Genomic DNA, 19520 nt, shown 5'->3' with positions numbered 1-19520 from the left:
GGCAAAACAGGCAAACGAGGTTCTTATGTCCGTACTCGATCTAAACGCGCTTAATGCATTGCCGAAAGTGGAACGCATTCTGGCTCTCGCGGAAACCAACGCCCAACTGGAAAAGCTCGACGCCGAAGGGCGTGTGGCCTGGGCGCTGGAAAACCTGCCGGGAGACTATGTGCTGTCGTCAAGCTTTGGTATTCAGGCAGCGGTGAGTTTGCACCTGGTGAATCAGATCCGCCCGGACATTCCGGTGATCCTCACCGATACCGGTTACCTGTTCCCGGAAACCTACCAGTTTATTGACGAACTGACGGACAAGCTCAAGCTGAACCTGAAGGTCTACCGCGCGGCCGAAAGCGCGGCCTGGCAGGAGGCGCGCTACGGCAAGCTGTGGGAGCAGGGCGTTGAGGGCATTGAGAAATACAATGAGATCAACAAGGTTGAACCGATGAACCGGGCGCTGAAAGAGCTGAACGCGCAGACGTGGTTTGCCGGTCTGCGCCGCGAGCAGTCGGGCAGTCGGGCGACGCTTCCGGTGCTGGCGGTCCAGCGCGGGGTGTTCAAGGTGTTGCCGATTATCGACTGGGATAACCGGACGGTGTATCAGTATCTGCAAAAGCATGGGCTGAAATACCATCCGCTGTGGGATCAGGGGTATCTGTCGGTAGGCGATACCCACACCACCCGCAAATGGGAGCCGGGCATGGCAGAAGAAGAGACCCGGTTCTTCGGACTTAAACGCGAGTGCGGATTGCACGAGGGTTGATTAGCGCTTCCTGAGGGAAGGGTGTGAAAGAGAACACGCGGGTGATACCGCGTGTTCATTTGCACCCGTCAGCTTTTCTTCTCCACCTTCGCCAGCTCTTTCACCAGCGGCAGCATCACTTTCACGACATCGCGCCCGCGATGCTCGATCCGTCCCGGCAGCGCGTTGTCGATATATTGCTGATTATCCAGCTGAACGTCATGCCAGCTGATTCCCTGCGGGAAGCTGCGCGATTTGCTCCGCTGCTGATAGCCATCTTTCTTGCCTAATGACCAGTTGGTCGCTTCGACCGACAGCACCGGGATCCCCGCGTTGTCGAAGACGCTGGCGTCATTACAGCAGCTGGTGCCTTTCGGGTAAGCCGGATTGAGTCCCGGATTAGTGTAGGCGGCGATGCCTTTGCTGCGGGCGATAGCCAGCGCGCGATCGCGGGTCAGCTTGCGCACCGAGGCCGGCGTGCGGCGGCCGCTGTTGAAGTAAAGCTTATCGCCCACCACCAGGTTATCGAGATTGATCACCAGCAGGGTATTTTTCTTTTCCGCCTCGCTCATCCGCTGCAGCAGGTTTTGCGCGCCGAGACGACCTTCCTCTTCGCCGCTGGTGGCGATAAAGCGAATGCCATAGCGGGTGGGGACGTTCTTTAAATGCTCCGCCAGCTCCAGCATCACCCCGAGCCCCATCGCGTTGTCGTCAATTCCCTGCAGCGTCAGGCCGCCGAGGTTGTTTTCGACGTCTTTATCGCTCTGCGGCGCGTAGGTATCGAGGTGCGCCATGATGATGATTTGCTGGCGAGACTGGCCTTCATGGGCGGCGATCACCGTACTGCCGGTGACGTTATGCCAGTTTTTACGCTGGTTGCTGTCGGTATAGATGTAGCGGGTATTGAAGCTCCGCACGTCGCTCTGATAGCCCATCCGGGCGAACTGCTGACGCAGATAGTCAGCTGAGAGCATTTCCGGGGGCGTTCCGGTCATTCGTCCCGGGAAGACGGTGGCGATATGGCGAGCCTGACTACTGGCGGTGTCGCCCAGCGCGCTGAATGCGGGGGCGGCGGCGAAAACAAAACCGGTGCCGAGCGCCAGCGGAAGCAGACGGCGGCACAACGCGGAAAACATAAGGGGTCCTTACACGAACGAGACAATTTGACGCGTACAGTATGAAACTGTGACCGCGGTTAAACAATTTCAATTGCTCTTAAATAGCGGAAAAATAGCGTGTTAAGCACTTTTTGATATTTAGATTTTCACTGCGTTATTCCTTTGTGTCACAACTCATTCCATTTCGTAATTTCATTTGCTCTAAGGCGCACCCTATAGTCGCAGTATCGCTGATTGTAAGAGAGTTGTTACCCCGTGGATTACTTGCCCCTTTTTGCCGAACTGAAACAAAGGCCCGTGCTGGTGATCGGCGGCGGTGAGATTGCCGAACGCAAGATCAAGTTTCTGCTGCGCGCCCAGGCGCAGGTGCAGGTGGTCGCCGGGACGCTGTCTCCGGCGCTGGCCGATCTGGCGGCGCGCCAGGCGCTTAGCTGGCGGGCGACGGAATTTAGCGACGCTCTGGTGGATGATGTCTTTCTGGTGATTGCCGCCACGGAGGACGAGGCGCTTAACCAGCGGGTGTTTGCGGCGGCTAACGCGCGCTACCGGTTGGTCAACGTAGTGGATAACCAGGCGCTCTGCTCGTTTGTCTTCCCTTCTATCGTCGACCGTTCGCCGCTGCTGGTGGCGATCTCCTCCAGCGGGAAAGCGCCGGTGCTGTCGCGTATTCTGCGCGAAAAAATCGAAGCGCTGCTGCCGACGAACCTCGGGCGTCTGGCGGAATCGGCGAGCTACTGGCGCAATCATCTGAAAACCCGTCTGACGACCACCGAAGCGCGTCGCCGCTTTTGGGAGCGGGTCTTTACCGGCCGCTTCGCCAGCCTGATGGTGGCGGGCAACGCTGCGGAGGCGGAAAAAGCGCTGCAGGATGAGCTGGATAAGCCTGAACGCGAAACAGGTGAAATTATTCTGGTGGGGGCCGGACCGGGCGATGCCGGGCTGCTGACCCTGCGTGGCCTGCAGGCGATCCAGCAGGCGGACGTGGTTTTCCACGACCATCTGGTGACCCAGCCGGTTCTCGAACTGGTGCGCCGCGATGCCGAGCTGGTTTGCGTCGGTAAGCGCGCCGGCGAGCACTCGGTGCCGCAGCATGAAACCAATCAGCTGCTGGTGGAGGCGGCGAAGGCGGGGAAAACCGTCGTGCGTCTGAAGGGCGGGGATCCGTTTATTTTTGGCCGCGGCGCAGAAGAGCTGCAGGCTGCCGCCGCCGCGGGCATCCCGTTCCAGGTGGTGCCTGGCGTCACTGCCGCCGCCGGCGCGACGGCCTACGCCGGTATTCCACTGACCCATCGCGATTATGCGCAAAGCGCCGTCTTTGTCACCGGGCACTATAAGCCGGACAGCGCTCCCTTCGACTGGGCGCTGCTGGCGAAGAGCCAACAGACGTTGGCCATTTACATGGGCACCATGAAGGCGGCGGAAATCAGCGCCCAGCTGATCGCCCACGGTCGCGACAGCAATACGCCGGTAGCGGTGATTTCCCGCGGTACCCGTGACGATCAGCAGACGATAACCGGCACATTGCAACAACTCGAACACCTGGCGAAAGACGCCCCGATGCCCGCTCTGCTGGTGGTCGGCGAAGTGGTGCAGCTGCATCAGCAGCTCGCCTGGTTTCAACATACATCATCCGCCGAGGGGTTTAACTCTTCGGTGGTCAATCTGGCTTAAGGAACGGTTATGGACCAAAAACGACTCACTCACCTGCGGCAACTGGAGGCGGAAAGCATCCATATTATTCGTGAGGTGGCCGCCGAATTTGCTAACCCGGTGATGATGTACTCCATCGGGAAAGATTCCAGCGTAATGCTGCATCTGGCGCGCAAAGCGTTTTATCCGGGAACCCTGCCGTTCCCGCTGCTGCACGTCGATACCGGCTGGAAATTCCGTGAGATGTATGAGTTCCGCGACCGTACTGCCAAAGCCTATGGCTGCGAGCTGCTGGTGCATAAAAACCCGGAAGGGGTGGCGATGGGCATCAACCCGTTCGTCCACGGCAGCGCCAAGCATACCGATATCATGAAAACCGAAGGGCTGAAGCAGGCGCTGAACAAATACGGCTTTGACGCCGCATTCGGCGGCGCGCGGCGTGATGAGGAGAAATCCCGCGCTAAAGAGCGCATCTACTCCTTCCGCGACCGCTTCCACCGCTGGGACCCGAAAAACCAGCGTCCGGAGCTGTGGCACAACTACAACGGCCAGATTAACAAAGGCGAAAGCATCCGCGTCTTCCCGCTCTCCAACTGGACCGAGCTGGATATCTGGCAGTACATCTATCTGGAAAACATCGAAATCGTGCCGCTGTATCTGGCCGCTGAGCGCCCGGTGCTGGAGCGCGACGGCATGCTGATGATGATCGACGACGACCGTATCGATCTGCAGCCGGGCGAAGTGATTGAAAAACGGATGGTGCGTTTCCGTACCCTCGGCTGCTGGCCGCTGACCGGCGCGGTGGAGTCTGAAGCGCAGACGCTGCCGGAAATTATTGAAGAGATGCTGGTATCCACCACCAGCGAACGTCAGGGGCGCGTCATCGATCGCGACCAGGCCGGCTCGATGGAGCTGAAGAAACGCCAGGGTTATTTCTAAGGAGCCGCCATGAACACGACCATTGCCCAACAAATTGCCAATGAAGGCGGCGTAGAAGCTTATCTGCACGCGCAACAGCACAAGAGCCTGCTGCGTTTTCTGACCTGCGGCAGCGTCGATGACGGTAAAAGCACCCTGATTGGCCGTCTGCTGCACGATACCCGCCAGATCTATGAAGATCAGCTCTCTTCGCTGCACAACGACAGCAAGCGTCACGGCACCCAGGGTGAAAAACTGGACCTGGCGCTGCTGGTGGATGGCCTGCAGGCCGAGCGCGAGCAGGGCATCACCATCGACGTGGCCTATCGCTACTTCTCGACGGAAAAACGCAAATTTATCATCGCCGACACCCCGGGGCACGAGCAGTACACCCGCAATATGGCTACCGGCGCGTCCACTTGCGATCTGGCGATCCTGCTGATCGACGCGCGTAAAGGCGTGCTCGACCAGACCCGCCGTCACAGCTTTATCTCCACCCTGCTGGGCATTAAACACCTGGTGGTGGCGGTCAACAAAATGGATCTCGTCGAGTTTAGCGAAGCGCGCTTCAACGAGATCCGTGAAGCTTACCTGACTTTTGCCGAGCAGCTGCCGGGCAACCTCGATATTCGCTTTGTGCCGCTGTCGGCGCTGGAGGGCGATAATGTCGCCAGCCAGAGCGCGAACATGCCGTGGTACAGCGGCCCGACCCTGCTGGAAGTCCTCGAAACGGTGGAGATCCAACGGGTAGTGGAGAGCCAACCGCTGCGCTTCCCGGTGCAGTATGTTAACCGTCCGAACCTCGATTTCCGCGGCTTCTCCGGTACGGTCGCCTCCGGTACCGTGCAGGTCGGCCAGCGTCTGAAGGTGCTGCCGTCGGGCGTCGAGTCGAGCGTGGCGCGTATCGTCACCTTCGACGGCGATCTGCAGGAAGCCGCCGCCGGGGAAGCCATTACTATTGTGCTGAAAGATGAAATCGACATCAGCCGCGGCGACCTGCTGGTTGACGCGCAAGCCACGCTGCCGGCGGTGCAAAGCGCCAGCATCGACGTGGTGTGGATGGCCGAGCAGGCGTTGACCCCGGGGCAGAGCTACGACATCAAAATCGCCGGTAAGAAGACCCGCGCCCGCGTGGATGCTATCCGTTACCAGGTAGATATTAACAACCTGACCCAGCGTGAAGTCGAGTCTCTGCCGCTGAACGGCATCGGGCTGGTGGAGCTGACCTTTGACGAACCTTTAGTGCTGGATCCCTATCAGCAAAACCCAGTGACCGGCGGGCTTATCTTTATCGATCGTCTGACCAACGTCACCGTCGGCGCCGGGATGGTCAACGAGCCGCACCTGCAGGCGCCGACGTCGGCATCGCAGTACAGCGCTTTCGAGCTGGAACTGAACCAGCTGATCCGCAAACACTTCCCGCACTGGGACGCCCGCGACCTGCTGGGAGGCAAATAATGGCCCAGCATGACGAAAACGTCGTCTGGCATGCCCATCCTGTGACCCAGCAGCAGCGGGAACAGCATCACGGCCATCGCGGCGTGGTGCTGTGGTTTACCGGCCTTTCGGGGTCGGGTAAATCCACTGTCGCCGGGGCGCTGGAAGAGGCCTTGCATGAGCGCGGCGTCAGCACCTATCTGCTGGACGGCGATAACGTACGTCATGGCTTGTGCAGCGACCTGGGATTCAGTGATGAGGATCGCAAAGAGAACATTCGCCGCGTCGGTGAAGTGGCCAGGCTGATGGTCGATGCCGGGCTGGTTGTATTGACGGCATTTATATCTCCGCACCGCGCGGAGCGACAGATGGTGCGCGAGCGCCTGGGGGAGGGACGCTTTATCGAAGTGTTCGTCGATACCCCGCTGGCCATCTGCGAGGCGCGGGATCCGAAAGGATTGTATAAGAAGGCGCGGGCAGGGGAATTACGCAATTTCACCGGCATAGACTCGGTCTATGAGGCACCGGAAAAGGCGGAAATTCATCTGGATGGTGAACAATTGGTAACAAATTTGGTGCACCAACTATTAGACCTGCTGCAACAGAGCGATATTATCAGATCCTGAAACGGCAGCGGCATCGAGGGGTGCCGGTTGCCCGGTCTACAGGATTCGATATGCGCAATACCCAGAACCTCAGTATTATTCGTTCAGAACCGCCTCCGGCGACCGGCGACGAGACCACCTGGTCTTTGTCGGGCGCTGCCGTGGGCTTTATTTCATGGCTGCTGGCGCTGGGTATTCCCTTCCTTCTCTATGGCAGTAATACACTTTTCTTCCTCCTCTACACCTGGCCATTCTTCCTTGCGTTGATGCCGGTGGCGGTGGTGGTCGGTATTGCGCTGCACTCTCTGCTCAATGGCAAACTGCTCTATAGCGCCAGCGCGACCATCCTGACCGTCGGGCTGATGTTTGCGCTCCTCTTCCTCTGGCTGTTGGGATAACCCGTTTCTGGTATGAATCAAGCATGGGTATCAGCAGCAAAAATATGGTACAGTCCCCGCGTTACGCGGCATCGTCCGCGCGCCCCGGTAGCGTACCCGGGCGAGTTTTGGGATGATGATGCCGTTTTTCAGGGGGCAGGATGGGTAAACTAACGCTGCTATTATTAGCTTTGCTGGTCTGGCTACAGTATTCGCTGTGGTTCGGTAAAAACGGCCTGCATGACTACACGCGGGTTAACGACGACGTCACCGCCCAGCAGGCGACTAACGCCAAATTAAAAGCACGCAACGATCAGCTGTTTGCCGAAATTGACGACCTCAACGGCGGTCAGGAAGCGATCGAGGAGCGTGCGCGCAATGAACTCAGCATGACCCGCCCGGGCGAAACCTTCTATCGTCTGGTACCGGATGCGTCTAAACGCAACCAGGCATCGGGGCAACAGCAGAACAATCGATAACCAGGCCCAGGATTACAACATGGCAGCCACTTTTCCGGGCATTTGCGCCGTGGTGCCGGCAGCCGGTTTCGGCCGCCGCATGCAAACGGAATGCCCGAAACAATATCTCTCAATCGGTAACAAAACGATTCTCGAACATGCGGTCGCCGCGCTGCTGGCGGATCCGCGCGTCCAGCGCGTGGTGATTGCCGTCAGCCCCGGCGATCGGCGCTTCAGCCAGCTGCCGCTGGCCCAGCACCCGCAAATTACCGTCGTGGATGGCGGCGCCGAGCGCGCCGATTCGGTGCTCGCCGGCCTGCAGGCGTTGCCGGAGGCGCAGTGGGTGCTGGTGCATGACGCCGCGCGCCCCTGCCTGCATCAGGATGACCTCAGCCGCCTGCTGGCACTCTGTGAAACCAGCCGCGTCGGCGGGATCCTCGCAGCGCCGGTGCGCGACACCATGAAGCGCGCCGAGCCGGGCAAAACCGCCGTCGCCCATACCGTCGATCGTAATGACCTGTGGCACGCGCTCACCCCGCAATTTTTCCCTCGCGAGCTGCTGGTGGATTGCCTCACCCGGGCGCTGAACGAGGGGGCCACCATCACCGATGAAGCCTCGGCGCTGGAGTACTGCGGCTTCCATCCGCAGCTGGTCGCCGGACGCGCTGATAATATTAAAGTGACGCGCCCGGAAGATCTGGCGCTGGCGGAATTTTACCTCACCCGTTCCCGACACCAGGAGAAAGCTTAATGCGAATTGGACATGGTTTTGACGTACACGCTTTTGGCGGTGAAGGCCCAATCATCATTGGCGGGGTACGCATTCCTTATGAAAAAGGGCTGCTGGCCCACTCCGACGGCGACGTCGCGCTGCATGCGCTGACCGATGCGCTGCTGGGCGCCGCGGCGCTCGGCGATATTGGCAAGCTGTTCCCGGATACCGATCCGGCGTTTAAAGGCGCCGACAGCCGCGAACTGCTGCGCGAAGCGTGGCGCCGCATCCAGGCCAAAGGCTATACGCTCGGCAACGTCGACGTCACCATTATCGCCCAGGCGCCGAAAATGCTGCCGCATATCCCGCAGATGCGCGTTTTTATCGCTGAAGATCTCGGCTGCCATATGGACGACGTCAACGTGAAAGCGACCACCACCGAGAAGCTGGGCTTCACCGGCCGCGGGGAAGGGATCGCCTGCGAAGCGGTCGCGCTGCTGCGTAAGGCCGACAAATGATCGCCTTTGACCAACTGACCTGGCTGCACGGCAAGCCGCAGAGCAGCGGGCTGCTGAAAGCCAATCCGGAAGATTTCCTGGTGGTGGAAGACCTGGGCTTCGCCCCGGACGGCGAAGGCGAGCACGTGCTGGTGCGGATCCTCAAAAACGGCTGCAATACGCGCTTTGTCGCCGATGCGCTGGCGAAATTCCTCAAAATTCATGCCCGTGAAGTGAGCTTCGCCGGGCAAAAAGATAAGCACGCCGTCACCGAGCAGTGGCTGTGCGCCCGGGTGCCCGGCAAAGAGATGCCGGATCTGAGCAAATTTCAGCTCGAGGGCTGCCAGGTACTGGAATATGCCCGCCATAAGCGTAAGCTGCGATTAGGCGCGCTGAAGGGCAACCAGTTTACCCTGATCCTGCGCGAGGTAAGCGATCGTCAGGAGGTGGAGACGCGTCTGCAGGCCATCGCTGAACGGGGCGTGCCGAACTATTTCGGCGCTCAGCGCTTTGGCATCGGCGGCAGCAATCTGCAGGGCGCGCTGCGCTGGGCGGAGAGCGGCGCGCCGGTGCGCGATCGCAATAAGCGCAGTTTTTGGTTGTCGGCGGCCCGCAGCGCGTTGTTTAATCAGCAAGTCAGTATTAGATTAAAAAAAACGGAATTTAATCAGGTTGTTGATGGCGATGCGCTACAATTAGCGGGGCGTGGGAGCTGGTTTGTCGTCACACCGGAAGAACTCGAGGTTTCGCAGGCGCGGGTGCATAACCGCGAACTGATGATCACGGCTGCGCTGCCGGGCAGCGGCGACTGGGGAAGCCAGCGCGACGCTCTGGCCGCCGAGCAGGCCGCCATCGCCGAGGAAACCTTGCTGCAGACACTGCTGGTGCGGGAGAAAGTCGAGGCGGCGCGCCGGGCGATGCTCCTCTATCCGCAGCAGCTGAGCTGGAACTGGTGGGATGATGTAACCGTTGAACTGCGTTTCTGGCTGCCGGCGGGCAGCTTCGCCACCAGCGTGGTCAGGGAGCTTATCAATACAACGGGTGACTATGCGAATATTGCTGAGTAACGATGACGGGATCCATGCGCCGGGGATACAGACCCTGGCGAAGGCCTTAAGGGAGTTTGCCGAGGTCCAGGTGGTTGCACCCGATCGTAACCGCAGCGGGGCTTCGAATTCGCTGACGCTGGAATCGTCACTGCGCACCTTTACCTATGAAAATGGCGATATCGCCGTCCAGATGGGGACGCCGACGGACTGCGTCTACCTTGGCGTGAACGCGCTGATGCGCCCGCGTCCGGACATCGTCGTTTCCGGAATCAACGCCGGGCCCAACCTGGGCGATGACGTCATTTACTCCGGCACCGTGGCGGCGGCGATGGAAGGCCGCCATCTGGGGTTCCCCGCGCTGGCCGTGTCGCTCAATGGCTATCAACACTACGACACCGCCGCGGCGGTGACCTGCACTCTCCTGCGCGGACTCAGCCGTGAACCGCTGCGCACCGGGCGGATCCTCAACGTCAATGTCCCGGACCTGCCCCTTGACCAGATCAAAGGTATCCGCGTGACCCGCTGCGGCAACCGCCATCCTGCCGACCAGGTCATCCCGCAAAAGGATCCGCGCGGCAATACCCTTTACTGGATTGGCCCGCCGGGCGATAAGCGCGACGCCGGGCCGGGCACCGATTTTGCGGCAGTGGATGAAGGCTATGTTTCCGTTACGCCATTGCACGTCGATTTAACCGCCCATCAGGCGCATGAGGTGGTCACCGATTGGCTGGAACGTGTCGGGGTTGACAGGCAATGGTAAGTAAACGTGTTGAAAGTTTGTTGAATCAACTGCGCACGCAGGGCATCGTCGATGAACGTGTCCTCGAGGCGATCGCGCGCGTCCCGCGCGAAAAATTTGTTGATGAAGCCTTTGAACATAAAGCGTGGGAAAACACCGCGCTGCCGATTGGCCAGGGGCAAACCATCTCCCAGCCGTACATGGTGGCGCGGATGACCGAGCTGCTGGCACTGACGCCGGAGTCGCGGGTGCTGGAGATCGGCACCGGTTCCGGTTACCAGACGGCCATCCTGGCGCACCTGGTGCATCACGTTTGCTCGGTAGAGCGAATTAAGAGTTTACAGTGGCAGGCGCGTCGTCGCCTGAAACAACTTGATTTACATAATGTTTCAACCCGTCATGGCGATGGGTGGCAAGGTTGGCAGGCGCGGGCGCCGTTTGATGCCATTATTGTGACGGCGGCGCCGCCGGAAATACCGACCGCGCTGCTGGCGCAGCTGGATGACGACGGCGTGCTGGTACTGCCGGTCGGCGAGGAGCATCAGTTTCTCAAACGGATCCGTCGCCGGGGCAACGAATTTATCATTGATACCGTCGAGGCCGTTCGCTTTGTTCCCCTGGTGAAAGGGGAGCTGGCCTGAGACCCGGATTATTCCAGGTTTTTTTTGCCTGACTTTAGGCGTAGGGTGGACACATTTTTCAGTGTCCTGGCCGGGCGTCGCCCGGTAAGCAAGATATTGGCAGTTAACATATTCCTGGGGGATAAATGAGCGCGGGAAGCACCAAATTTACCGTCAGCCGTATTGCGGCTCTTTCACTGGTTTCACTCTGGCTGGCCGGATGTACCAACACCAATAATCCGCCTGCGCCGGTTAGCTCTGCCGGCGGTGCCGCTTCTTCCAGCACCAATTCCGGCATGTTGATTACGCCGCCATCCTCCGGCGTCCAGTCTGCTCCTCAGGCGCAGCCGATCCAGCCGGTGCAGACCCAGACCATTCAGCCGCAGCCAATGGCGCAGGAGCCGGTGCAGACGGTGAATGGCAAGATCGTATACAACCGCAAATATGGCGATATTCCGAAAGGTAGCTATACCGGCGGCAGTACCTATACGGTCAAACGCGGCGACACCCTGTTCTATATCGCCTGGGTTACCGGCAACGATTTCCGTGACCTGGCGCAACGCAACAATGTCCCGGCCCCGTACGCCCTGAACGTCGGTCAGGTGCTGCAGGTCGGCAACGCTTCAGGCCAGCCGATCACCGGCGAAAACGCCGTTTCTCAGGCCAGCGCAAGGGCGAGCGGCGGTGCGACGGCCACCACAACTTCTGCACAAAAATCGACCGCGGTGGTTGCTTCACAACCGACTATTACGTATTCTGAATCCTCAGGTGAACAAAGTGCTACCAAGATGTTGCCTAATAATAAACCAGCGACCACGACCTCGACGGTCGTCGCGCCGGTGACGGCACCTACAACGGTGAGCACAACCCAGCCGACTGCAAGCAGTACGTCAACCAGTTCGCCGATCTCATCATGGCGCTGGCCGACTGATGGCAAAGTTATCGAGAACTTTAGTGGCGCGGAAGGCGGCAATAAAGGTATCGACATTGCAGGCAGTAAGGGACAGGCTATTGTCGCGACCGCCGATGGGCGCGTCGTCTATGCCGGTAACGCACTGCGCGGCTACGGTAATCTTATTATCATCAAACACAACGATGATTACCTGAGTGCCTACGCTCATAACGATACCATGCTGGTTCGGGAGCAACAGGAAGTCAAAGCGGGGCAGAAAATCGCTACCATGGGTAGCACCGGAACCAGCTCAACAAGATTACATTTTGAAATTCGTTACAAGGGGAAATCCGTCAACCCGCTGCAGTACTTACCGCAGCGATAATTTGGCAAAGTACGGATAAGCGAAGCATTAGCTAACAGGCGCCAGGGCGGTGTCTATGCGCCTCTCGCTGAGAGGAGTAGGGGAAATCGTCCTGGCGTCTTTTGTTGATGCGCCGTGGAAGGTGCTTTGCTCAGGGATCACGGGTAGGAGCCACCTTTATGAGTCAGAATACGCTGAAAGTTCATGATTTAAATGAAGACGCGGAATTTGATGAGAACGGAATTGAGGTTTTCGACGAGAAGGCCTTAGTAGAAGAGGAACCCAGTGATAGCGATCTGGCTGAGGAAGAGCTGCTGTCGCAAGGCGCAACGCAACGCGTGCTTGACGCCACTCAGCTTTATCTTGGAGAGATTGGTTATTCCCCACTGCTGACCGCGGAAGAGGAAGTCTATTTCGCGCGTCGCGCACTGCGTGGTGATGTCGCTTCACGCCGTCGCATGATTGAAAGCAACCTGCGTCTGGTGGTGAAGATTGCCCGTCGTTACAGCAATCGTGGTCTGGCGCTGCTGGATCTGATTGAAGAAGGTAACCTCGGCCTGATCCGCGCCGTTGAGAAGTTTGACCCGGAACGTGGGTTCCGTTTTTCGACCTATGCGACCTGGTGGATCCGCCAGACCATTGAACGGGCGATCATGAACCAAACCCGTACGATCCGTTTGCCGATCCACATTGTCAAAGAGCTGAACGTCTATCTGCGTACCGCGCGCGAGTTGTCCCACAAGCTGGACCACGAGCCGAGCGCGGAAGAGATTGCCGAACAGCTGGACAAACCGGTCGATGACGTCAGCCGTATGCTGCGTCTGAACGAGCGCATCACCTCGGTGGATACCCCGCTGGGTGGCGATTCAGAAAAAGCGCTGCTGGATATTCTGGCCGATGAGAAAGAGAACGGCCCGGAAGACACCACGCAGGACGATGATATGAAACAAAGCATCGTTAAATGGCTGTTCGAACTGAACGCCAAGCAGCGTGAGGTTCTGGCGCGTCGTTTCGGTCTGCTGGGTTATGAAGCCGCCACCCTGGAAGATGTGGGCCGTGAAATTGGCCTCACTCGCGAGCGTGTGCGTCAGATCCAGGTGGAAGGTCTGCGTCGCCTGCGGGAAATTCTGCAGGGGCAAGGACTGAATATCGAAGCGCTCTTCCGCGAATAAGATCTTTTCTCTCAAAAAGGCCCCCTCGAAAGACGGGGCCTTTTTCTTTGCGCTAGCCGAGGCGGGTTTCCTGCAGATGGCGCCAGACAATTTTCCCTTCCGCTTGCTGAAAAATCGCCGTCGACCAGCGTACGTTCTCACTGCCATCCGCCAGCGTTTGGCGTTCACGGTACAGCACGGCGGCGCCGTCGTGCCACTCGCTGATGATTTTCGCCTGATCCACCACAATGTGTAATTTCGGACGGCTTGCGCCCGCCTGGTGGAAAAAACGGCTCACCGTCGGGTAGTCCATCTTCTCGCCGCTCAGAGGGATCATGGTGAATTCGGCGGCAAAGCGGCTCATCAGCGCCTCAGCGCTTCCTTCCCCGTGGCTTAACCAGCGTTCGATAAGGACATGGGCGTCGACGACTTCCTGCAGATAAGGGTTCATGACTTCTCCAGAGTAGTGTGCAGGCGATGGATAATCGCCCGATTATTCAGCCGCAGGCAAAACAGCAGCGGCAACAGGGTTATGGCGGCGGCGCAGCTAAACGCGCCCTGCCAGGCATAGGCCGGCGGGAAGACCCTCAACAGCAGGGCGAGCAGCGCGCTGCCGGCAAAGAAGCTGAGCTGGCGGTTAAGGTTCCACAGCGCGCTGGCGTCAGGCATCTCTTCGCCAGGCGTATGCAGGAAAGCGCTGCTTTGCGCGGTGCTGCTGCATAAGCTGCCTCCGCCGCCCATCAGCGTAAAGGCCAGAATCAACAGCGCCAGCGGGCTGTGCGCATCGACCTGCAGCAGCAGCAGGATCCCCGCCGCCTGTAGCAGGCAGCCGACCATCACCAGCGGCCGCGGCCCGAAGCGGTTGAAATACCTGCCGGTAAAGGTGATGGCGGCAAACGAGGCCAGCGACCACGGCACCATCAGGGCGCCAGTGGCCCCCGGCGCCATCCCGGTGACGCGTTGCAGGTAGAACATTCCCACCACGTTGACGGCAATAAACATCCCCGGTACGCAGAGATAGATCAGCATGGCGAAGCGCAGGAGAGGATCGGCCAGCAATGACAGCGGGAGAAAGCGGGTCGGCCGGACGGGAGCGGGTCTGTTGTTTAGCCATCGCGCCGCCAGCATAAAGGTAAGCAGGGCGACAGGCAGGCTGGCGAAAAAGACCCAGCGCCAGCTGAACGCCTGGACGAGCAGACCACCGATCGCCGGCGAGCAGGCGGGCGCCAGCAGGCCGACCAGCATCACCGCCGCCGACAGCTTCGCCCGCTCCTGCGGCTGAAACAGCGGCCACGTCAGCGCCTGGCCGAGGGGGATTAACAGCCCGCCGCCCATCCCCTGCAGCGTACGCCAGAAAATCAGCTCACCCAGGCTATGGGCCAGCCCCGATGCCAGCGCGCCGAGGCTGAACAGCCCCAGCGAGAGTAAAAACAGCCGTTTTGGCCCACAGCGCTGGCTGAGCCAGGCGCTGAACGGTACGACGGCCGTCAGGCCAAGAATATAGGCATTGCTGACCCACGCCAGCTGCGAGACGGACACCGCCAGCTCGTGGCTGATAGCCGGGAAGGCAATGCTGGCGATAAACATATTGATTAGGTCGAGAAAAAAGCCGAACAGAAAAACGGTGGCAACGCGGTGGCGATAGGTCATGATTTACTCCCTCAGACAGGCGGCTACTGTAAACCCGGCGCCGCGGGGGATAAACGGGGCGAATCGGGATATACTGTCTGAATATTTTTGACAATCATCCGGACGACGATGCTAAACCTTCAGCGCGTGACCATGTTTATCGCCGTGGTGGACGCCGGCAGCTTTACCCAGGCCGCCGCGGCGCTGGGGCAGACCAAGGCGGTGGTCAGCTTTAACGTACGGCAACTGGAAAATGAGCTGGGGGTGACGCTGCTGCTGCGCTCGACGCGCCGTCTGCGGCTCACTGACGCCGGGGCGCTGTTCTATCAGCGTGGGGTGGCGCTGCTCAAAGCGGCGGAAAATCTGCAGGATGAGGTCCGGGCCAGCCATAGCGGTTTAAGCGGAGAGCTGCGGATCACCACCACGCCGGAGTATGGCGCGCAGGTCATCATCCCGGCGCTGGCGGCGTTTTCCCGTCATCATCCGGCGCTACGGGTGCGGCACGTCTCGTCCTCCCATCATGCGGATCTTATCTCCGAACGATTTGACGTGGCGATACGCCTCGGTACGCTGGCCGATTCCCGCTATCGGGCGACGCGGATAGCCAGTTTCGCGATCCTGCCCGTCGCCTCCCCGGCCTGGCTGGCGGGCCATCCGGTGCTGACGCTGTCCGATCTGGCGCAAGCTGACTGGATTATTCACGAGCGTCTGCCGGCCCCGCTGCGCTGGCAGCTGCGAACGGATGAACAGGCAGAGGTGGATTTTACGATAGTCAACGCGCCACGGTTTTCAGCCGACAGCGCCACGGCGCTGATGAGCTTTGCTCTGGCCGGATGCGGCATCGCTTTGCTGCCAGCCTGGCTGGTGGCCGGTAAACTGGCGCAGCGGGAGCTGGTGGCTGTCCTGCCGGAATACCATTTCCCGCCGCAGGGAGTGTATGCCCTTTATCCCGATGCGCAGCATATGCCGACCCGGGTGCGGACGTTTATCGACTTCCTGCGCGAGCAGCTCGGCTAGGCGCTTGCTCAGGGAACCATCATTTTACGCACCAGCCGGGAGAACTGTTCGCGTTCATCATCGCTCAGGCGGCCAAGAAACTCGTCATCGACCTCATTGCCTTGCGGAATGGAACGGTTAAGCAGCGCCTCGCCTTCGTCGGTCAGATAGACAAAACGGCGGCGTTTATCGGCCGGATCGTGCTCCCGGCGCACCAGGCCGCGCGCTTCCATCCGGCTGAGCATCTCCGCCAGCGTGGCCTTCGTACTGACCGCCGCTTCAATCAGCACCACCTGTTCGATACCCGGTTGCTCCGCAACCGAGCGCATCACCGCATACTGAGGCTTAGTCAGGTCCGGTAACGCCTGCTGCCAGCGGGCGGTATGTTGTTGAAAAAGCTGGCGCAGCAGGTGGAATGCTTCGTTTCGTAACTCCATGGATACTCCGTAACAAAACTGTCACCTCTATGATAGCCGTTCGTACGCCTTTTTATACCTTTTCCCTGTTTGATTAAAAATGCGCACGTATGCGAACGATCTTGTCATTCGGCTCAGGAGAGGGTAATTTAAGCATAAAGTTCGTGTACGAACAAATTGAATGAGGTCTGGAATGAAACTGATTGTTGGGATGACGGGGGCCACCGGGGCTCCGCTTGGGGTGGCATTACTGCAGGCGCTGCGCGATATGCCGGAGGTGGAAACCCATCTGGTGATGTCGAAGTGGGCCAAAACCACCATCGAGCTGGAAACGCCCTGGACGGCACGGGAAGTGGCCGCGCTGGCGGACTTTTCCCACAGCCCGGCCGACCAGGCCGCCACCATCTCATCAGGTTCATTTCGTACCGACGGCATGATCGTGATTCCCTGCAGTATGAAAACGCTGGCAGGCATTCGCGCAGGCTATGCCGAGGGGCTGGTGGGACGCGCGGCGGACGTGGTGCTTAAAGAGGGGCGCAAGCTGGTGCTGGTCCCGCGGGAAATGCCGCTCAGCACGATCCATCTGGAGAACATGCTGGCGCTGTCCCGTATGGGCGTGGCGATGGTGCCGCCGATGCCGGCTTACTATAACCACCCGGAGACGGTTGACGATATCACCAACCACATTGTGACCCGGGTGCTGGATCAGTTTGGCCTCGACTATCACAAAGCGCGCCGCTGGAACGGCTTGCGCACGGCAGAACAATTAGCACAGGAGATCGAATAATGGCTTTTGATGATTTGCGCAGCTTTTTGCAGGCGCTGGATGACCAGGGACAACTGCTGAAAATCAGTGAGGAGGTGAACGCTGAGCCAGACCTGGCGGCGGCAGCCAATGCCACCGGACGCATCGGCGACGGCGCCCCGGCGCTGTGGTTCGATAATATTCGCGGCTTTACCGACGCCCGGGTGACGATGAACACCATCGGCTCGTGGCAGAACCATGCCATCTCGCTGGGCCTGCCGCCCAACACGCCGGTGAAAAAGCAGATTGATGAATTCATCCGCCGTTGGGATAACTTCCCGGTGACGCCAGAGCGCCGCGCCAACCCGGCTTGGGCGGAAAACACCGTGGATGGCGATGATATCAACCTGTTCGATATTCTGCCGCTGTTCCGCCTCAACGATGGCGACGGCGGGTTCTACCTCGACAAAGCCTGTGTCGTTTCGCGCGATCCGCTTGACCCTGACAACTTCGGTAAGCAAAACGTCGGTATCTACCGTATGGAAGTGAAAGGCAAGCGTAAGCTCGGCCTGCAGCCGGTGCCGATGCACGATATCGCCCTGCATCTGCATAAAGCGGAAGAGCGCGGGGAAGACCTGCCGATCGCCATTACCCTCGGTAACGACCCGATTATCACCCTGATGGGCGCCACGCCGCTGAAATACGATCAGTCAGAATATGAAATGGCCGGCGCGCTGCGCGAGAGCCCGTATCCCATCGCCACCGCGCCGCTGACCGGCTTTGACGTGCCCTGGGGTTCGGAAGTGATCCTCGAAGGGGTGATTGAAGGCCGTAAGCGTGAGATAGAGGGGCCGTTCGGTGAGTTTACCGGCCACTACTCCGGCGGTCGTAACATGACGGTAGTGCGCATCGACAAAGTCTCGTATCGCAGCAAACCGATTTTTGAATCGCTCTATCTCGGTATGCCGTGGACCGAAATCGACTATCTGATGGGCCCGGCCACCTGCGTGCCGCTGTATCAGCAGCTGAAGGCAGAGTTCCCGGAAGTGCAGGCGGTCAACGCTATGTACACCCACGGTCTGCTGGCGATTATCTCCACCAAAAAACGCTACGGCGGTTTTGCCCGCGCGGTGGGTTTGCGGGCGATGACCACTCCCCACGGCCTCGGCTACGTGAAGATGGTGATCATGGTTGATGAAGACGTTGACCCGTTCAACCTGCCGCAGGTGATGTGGGCGCTCTCCTCGAAGGTTAACCCGGCGGGAGACCTGGTGCAGTTGCCGAACATGTCGGTCCTTGAACTTGACCCAGGCTCCAGCCCGGCGGGCATCACCGACAAGCTAATTATCGACGCCACCACCCCGGTTGCGCCGGACCTTCGCGGCCACTACAGCCAGCCGGTGCAGGATCTGCCGGAAACCAAAGCCTGGGCTGAAAAACTGACCGCTATGCTGGCCAACCGTAAATAAGGAGAAGAAGATGATTTGTCCACGTTGCGCCGATGAAAAGATTGACGTCATGGCGAAATCGCCGGTGAAAGGAGTCTGGACGGTGTATCAGTGCCAGCACTGTCTGTATACCTGGCGGGATACCGAGCCGCTGCGCCGCACCAGCCGCGAGCACTATCCTGAAGCGTTCCGGATGACGCAGAAAGATATTGATGAGGCGCCGCAGGTGCCGCACGTCCCGCCGCTATTGCCGGAAGATAAGCGTTAATGAAAAGAGCCCGCTAAGGGCTTATCCTGTTAAGGTTATTTTACCTGCCATTTTAAAATTGGGTCGTGCGCAAACTGCCTGCGACCATCACGCCGACTGGGATAATCTCTCCGTCGGCTTTTTTATATTTCGCAAAATGATAAAAGTTATTTACTCATTAAATCCAGAAATTATGTAAAGGGGTAATATAATGGGGCGACTTTGCGAGTCGGCTTCCAGATTAATATAAAATCCGTCTGATTAATTCCTTGCAGATAAATTTCACGCCATGACGAGTATAGAATAGCGGCGGGTGCTTGAGGCTGTCTGGCCTTGAGCAAGACCAGGACCCCAGACAGACGAAAGCCCCAGGAGATATTTCTATCAACTGAGGCTAGCGAATGAACATAGACAATTCAGATGTTAGTCTCTTCTTTGCAGGGAGGCAAGATATGCTGACAAAATATGCCCTTGTGGCAATCATCGTACTGTGTATTACGGTACTGGGATTTACGCTTTTGGTGCGCAGCTCGCTGTGCGAACTCAGTATTAAAGAGCGTAGTATTGAGTTTAAAGCTGTTCTCGCTTACGAATCGAAGAAGTAGCATCCGCGCGGGGGCAACCCCGCGTATTGGTTGTCAGGACGCATCCTCTTGCACCCATTTTTAGTTTGTTAAAACGGCAGCGCGGAGCGGCGCTGCCGTTTTTCGCCT

23 protein-coding genes are annotated in these 19520 nt (G+C 59.0%); 19 read left to right on the top strand and 4 right to left on the bottom strand.

The genetic code is table 11. The annotated features are described in order from the left end of the window. Positions 1 to 25: 25 nt before the first annotated feature. A complete protein-coding gene (cysH, locus tag ACOI7D_RS12270; protein WP_004205586.1) occupies positions 26 to 760 on the top strand; it encodes a phosphoadenosine phosphosulfate reductase in 735 nt (244 codons plus the stop codon). A 68-nt stretch (positions 761 to 828) separates the two neighbouring features. Here the strand turns inward: cysH and ACOI7D_RS12265 are convergent, their stop codons facing one another. Further along, positions 829 to 1875 (bottom strand): aminopeptidase, encoded by a 1047-nt coding sequence (locus ACOI7D_RS12265; protein ID WP_032453906.1) that lies wholly within the window; start codon positions 1873 to 1875, stop codon positions 829 to 831. A gap of 246 nt (positions 1876 to 2121) precedes the next feature. On the opposite strand from ACOI7D_RS12265, the gene cysG reads away from it, so the two are divergent. The 13 genes from cysG to rpoS all read left to right on the top strand — a co-directional run bounded on the left by cysG (position 2122) and on the right by rpoS (position 13347). Then, on the top strand, positions 2122 to 3528 hold the full coding sequence (gene cysG / locus ACOI7D_RS12260) for a siroheme synthase CysG (RefSeq protein WP_072096587.1): 1407 nt from the start codon (positions 2122 to 2124) through the stop codon (positions 3526 to 3528). Between the two features lie 9 nt (positions 3529 to 3537). Continuing rightward, the gene (gene cysD, locus ACOI7D_RS12255; protein ID WP_048335130.1) at positions 3538 to 4446 is read left to right on the top strand and encodes a sulfate adenylyltransferase subunit CysD; all 909 of its coding nucleotides are present in this window, start codon (positions 3538 to 3540) and stop codon (positions 4444 to 4446) included. Positions 4447 to 4455: 9 nt separating this feature from the next. Further along, on the top strand, positions 4456 to 5883 hold the full coding sequence (cysN, locus tag ACOI7D_RS12250) for a sulfate adenylyltransferase subunit CysN (RefSeq protein ID WP_023290822.1): 1428 nt from the start codon (positions 4456 to 4458) through the stop codon (positions 5881 to 5883). After that, on the top strand, positions 5883 to 6488 hold the full coding sequence (cysC, locus tag ACOI7D_RS12245) for an adenylyl-sulfate kinase (RefSeq protein WP_002915158.1): 606 nt from the start codon (positions 5883 to 5885) through the stop codon (positions 6486 to 6488). The genes cysN and cysC overlap by 1 nt, the downstream gene beginning before the upstream one ends. Positions 6489 to 6538: 50 nt before the next feature. Continuing rightward, positions 6539 to 6865, top strand: coding sequence for a DUF3561 family protein (locus ACOI7D_RS12240; protein WP_004205590.1), 327 nt, complete (start codon positions 6539 to 6541; stop codon positions 6863 to 6865). Positions 6866 to 7005: 140 nt separating this feature from the next. Then, entirely contained in the window at positions 7006 to 7323 is a 318-nt protein-coding gene (gene ftsB / locus ACOI7D_RS12235) for a cell division protein FtsB (protein ID WP_002915156.1), read from the top strand. 19 nt (positions 7324 to 7342) lie between these two features. Continuing rightward, on the top strand, positions 7343 to 8053 hold the full coding sequence (gene ispD / locus ACOI7D_RS12230) for a 2-C-methyl-D-erythritol 4-phosphate cytidylyltransferase (RefSeq protein ID WP_017899180.1): 711 nt from the start codon (positions 7343 to 7345) through the stop codon (positions 8051 to 8053). After that, the gene (ispF, locus tag ACOI7D_RS12225) at positions 8053 to 8532 is read left to right on the top strand and encodes a 2-C-methyl-D-erythritol 2,4-cyclodiphosphate synthase (protein ID WP_004181093.1); all 480 of its coding nucleotides are present in this window, start codon (positions 8053 to 8055) and stop codon (positions 8530 to 8532) included. The genes ispD and ispF overlap by 1 nt, the downstream gene beginning before the upstream one ends. Next, complete coding sequence (gene truD, locus ACOI7D_RS12220; protein WP_032453903.1) at positions 8529 to 9578, top strand: tRNA pseudouridine(13) synthase TruD; 1050 nt, start codon at positions 8529 to 8531, stop codon at positions 9576 to 9578. Before ispF ends, truD begins: the two co-directional genes overlap by 4 nt. After that, complete coding sequence (surE, locus tag ACOI7D_RS12215) at positions 9559 to 10320, top strand: 5'/3'-nucleotidase SurE (RefSeq protein ID WP_004205600.1); 762 nt, start codon at positions 9559 to 9561, stop codon at positions 10318 to 10320. The genes truD and surE overlap by 20 nt, the downstream gene beginning before the upstream one ends. Further along, entirely contained in the window at positions 10314 to 10940 is a 627-nt protein-coding gene (locus ACOI7D_RS12210; protein WP_023290820.1) for a protein-L-isoaspartate(D-aspartate) O-methyltransferase, read from the top strand. Before surE ends, ACOI7D_RS12210 begins: the two co-directional genes overlap by 7 nt. 125 nt (positions 10941 to 11065) lie before the next feature. Beyond that, positions 11066 to 12196 carry a murein hydrolase activator NlpD gene (gene nlpD, locus ACOI7D_RS12205; RefSeq protein ID WP_023290819.1) on the top strand — a complete coding sequence of 377 codons (1131 nt, stop codon included), beginning with the start codon at positions 11066 to 11068 and terminating at the stop codon, positions 12194 to 12196. 158 nt (positions 12197 to 12354) lie between these two features. After that, on the top strand, positions 12355 to 13347 hold the full coding sequence (gene rpoS, locus ACOI7D_RS12200; RefSeq protein WP_002915106.1) for an RNA polymerase sigma factor RpoS: 993 nt from the start codon (positions 12355 to 12357) through the stop codon (positions 13345 to 13347). Positions 13348 to 13399: 52 nt separating this feature from the next. Here rpoS and ACOI7D_RS12195 read toward each other — a convergent pair whose 3' ends face one another. Both ACOI7D_RS12195 and ACOI7D_RS12190 read right to left on the bottom strand, forming a co-directional pair. Continuing rightward, positions 13400 to 13777, bottom strand: coding sequence for a cytoplasmic protein (locus ACOI7D_RS12195; RefSeq protein ID WP_049014501.1), 378 nt, complete (start codon positions 13775 to 13777; stop codon positions 13400 to 13402). Beyond that, positions 13774 to 14976, bottom strand: coding sequence for an MFS transporter (locus ACOI7D_RS12190; protein WP_109547003.1), 1203 nt, complete (start codon positions 14974 to 14976; stop codon positions 13774 to 13776). The genes ACOI7D_RS12195 and ACOI7D_RS12190 overlap by 4 nt, the downstream gene beginning before the upstream one ends. A gap of 108 nt (positions 14977 to 15084) precedes the next feature. Between ACOI7D_RS12190 and ACOI7D_RS12185 the strand changes: the two genes are divergently transcribed. After that, entirely contained in the window at positions 15085 to 15972 is an 888-nt protein-coding gene (locus ACOI7D_RS12185) for a LysR family transcriptional regulator (protein ID WP_050533565.1), read from the top strand. A gap of 8 nt (positions 15973 to 15980) precedes the next feature. Here ACOI7D_RS12185 and ACOI7D_RS12180 read toward each other — a convergent pair whose 3' ends face one another. Beyond that, positions 15981 to 16388 (bottom strand): MarR family winged helix-turn-helix transcriptional regulator, encoded by a 408-nt coding sequence (locus ACOI7D_RS12180; RefSeq protein ID WP_023290815.1) that lies wholly within the window; start codon positions 16386 to 16388, stop codon positions 15981 to 15983. Positions 16389 to 16560: 172 nt separating this feature from the next. Between ACOI7D_RS12180 and ACOI7D_RS12175 the strand changes: the two genes are divergently transcribed. The 4 genes from ACOI7D_RS12175 (at position 16561) to ACOI7D_RS12160 (ending at position 19412) form a co-directional block, all read left to right on the top strand. Continuing rightward, positions 16561 to 17154: a non-oxidative hydroxyarylic acid decarboxylases subunit B gene (locus ACOI7D_RS12175; RefSeq protein WP_023290814.1), complete on the top strand. Its 594-nt coding sequence runs from the start codon at positions 16561 to 16563 to the stop codon at positions 17152 to 17154. Continuing rightward, on the top strand, positions 17154 to 18581 hold the full coding sequence (locus tag ACOI7D_RS12170) for a non-oxidative hydroxyarylic acid decarboxylases subunit C (RefSeq protein ID WP_004205612.1): 1428 nt from the start codon (positions 17154 to 17156) through the stop codon (positions 18579 to 18581). Before ACOI7D_RS12175 ends, ACOI7D_RS12170 begins: the two co-directional genes overlap by 1 nt. A gap of 10 nt (positions 18582 to 18591) precedes the next feature. Next, a complete protein-coding gene (locus tag ACOI7D_RS12165; RefSeq protein ID WP_017899174.1) occupies positions 18592 to 18828 on the top strand; it encodes a non-oxidative hydroxyarylic acid decarboxylases subunit D in 237 nt (78 codons plus the stop codon). A 431-nt stretch (positions 18829 to 19259) separates the two neighbouring features. Beyond that, positions 19260 to 19412, top strand: coding sequence for a Hok/Gef family protein (locus tag ACOI7D_RS12160; RefSeq protein WP_072096588.1), 153 nt, complete (start codon positions 19260 to 19262; stop codon positions 19410 to 19412). Positions 19413 to 19520: the final 108 nt, after the last annotated feature.

This window comes from Klebsiella sp. C360, assembly GCF_048822415.1.
In the GTDB taxonomy this organism is placed as follows: Bacteria; Pseudomonadota; Gammaproteobacteria; order Enterobacterales; family Enterobacteriaceae; genus Klebsiella; species Klebsiella quasipneumoniae.
This window is presented reverse-complemented; position numbering and strand designations above follow the sequence as displayed.

Coding starts and splice junctions, on each gene's coding strand:
- cysH (WP_004205586.1), top strand. CDS start 26: ATGTCCGTACTCGATCTAAACGCGCTTAATGCATTGCCGAAAGTGGAA.
- ACOI7D_RS12265 (WP_032453906.1), bottom strand. CDS start 1,875: ATGTTTTCCGCGTTGTGCCGCCGTCTGCTTCCGCTGGCGCTCGGCACC.
- cysD (WP_048335130.1), top strand. CDS start 3,538: ATGGACCAAAAACGACTCACTCACCTGCGGCAACTGGAGGCGGAAAGC.
- cysN (WP_023290822.1), top strand. CDS start 4,456: ATGAACACGACCATTGCCCAACAAATTGCCAATGAAGGCGGCGTAGAA.
- cysC (WP_002915158.1), top strand. CDS start 5,883: ATGGCCCAGCATGACGAAAACGTCGTCTGGCATGCCCATCCTGTGACC.
- ACOI7D_RS12240 (WP_004205590.1), top strand. CDS start 6,539: ATGCGCAATACCCAGAACCTCAGTATTATTCGTTCAGAACCGCCTCCG.
- ftsB (WP_002915156.1), top strand. CDS start 7,006: ATGGGTAAACTAACGCTGCTATTATTAGCTTTGCTGGTCTGGCTACAG.
- ispD (WP_017899180.1), top strand. CDS start 7,343: ATGGCAGCCACTTTTCCGGGCATTTGCGCCGTGGTGCCGGCAGCCGGT.
- ispF (WP_004181093.1), top strand. CDS start 8,053: ATGCGAATTGGACATGGTTTTGACGTACACGCTTTTGGCGGTGAAGGC.
- truD (WP_032453903.1), top strand. CDS start 8,529: ATGATCGCCTTTGACCAACTGACCTGGCTGCACGGCAAGCCGCAGAGC.
- surE (WP_004205600.1), top strand. CDS start 9,559: ATGCGAATATTGCTGAGTAACGATGACGGGATCCATGCGCCGGGGATA.
- ACOI7D_RS12210 (WP_023290820.1), top strand. CDS start 10,314: ATGGTAAGTAAACGTGTTGAAAGTTTGTTGAATCAACTGCGCACGCAG.
- nlpD (WP_023290819.1), top strand. CDS start 11,066: ATGAGCGCGGGAAGCACCAAATTTACCGTCAGCCGTATTGCGGCTCTT.
- rpoS (WP_002915106.1), top strand. CDS start 12,355: ATGAGTCAGAATACGCTGAAAGTTCATGATTTAAATGAAGACGCGGAA.
- ACOI7D_RS12195 (WP_049014501.1), bottom strand. CDS start 13,777: ATGAACCCTTATCTGCAGGAAGTCGTCGACGCCCATGTCCTTATCGAA.
- ACOI7D_RS12190 (WP_109547003.1), bottom strand. CDS start 14,976: ATGACCTATCGCCACCGCGTTGCCACCGTTTTTCTGTTCGGCTTTTTT.
- ACOI7D_RS12185 (WP_050533565.1), top strand. CDS start 15,085: ATGCTAAACCTTCAGCGCGTGACCATGTTTATCGCCGTGGTGGACGCC.
- ACOI7D_RS12180 (WP_023290815.1), bottom strand. CDS start 16,388: ATGGAGTTACGAAACGAAGCATTCCACCTGCTGCGCCAGCTTTTTCAA.
- ACOI7D_RS12175 (WP_023290814.1), top strand. CDS start 16,561: ATGAAACTGATTGTTGGGATGACGGGGGCCACCGGGGCTCCGCTTGGG.
- ACOI7D_RS12170 (WP_004205612.1), top strand. CDS start 17,154: ATGGCTTTTGATGATTTGCGCAGCTTTTTGCAGGCGCTGGATGACCAG.
- ACOI7D_RS12165 (WP_017899174.1), top strand. CDS start 18,592: ATGATTTGTCCACGTTGCGCCGATGAAAAGATTGACGTCATGGCGAAA.
- ACOI7D_RS12160 (WP_072096588.1), top strand. CDS start 19,260: ATGCTGACAAAATATGCCCTTGTGGCAATCATCGTACTGTGTATTACG.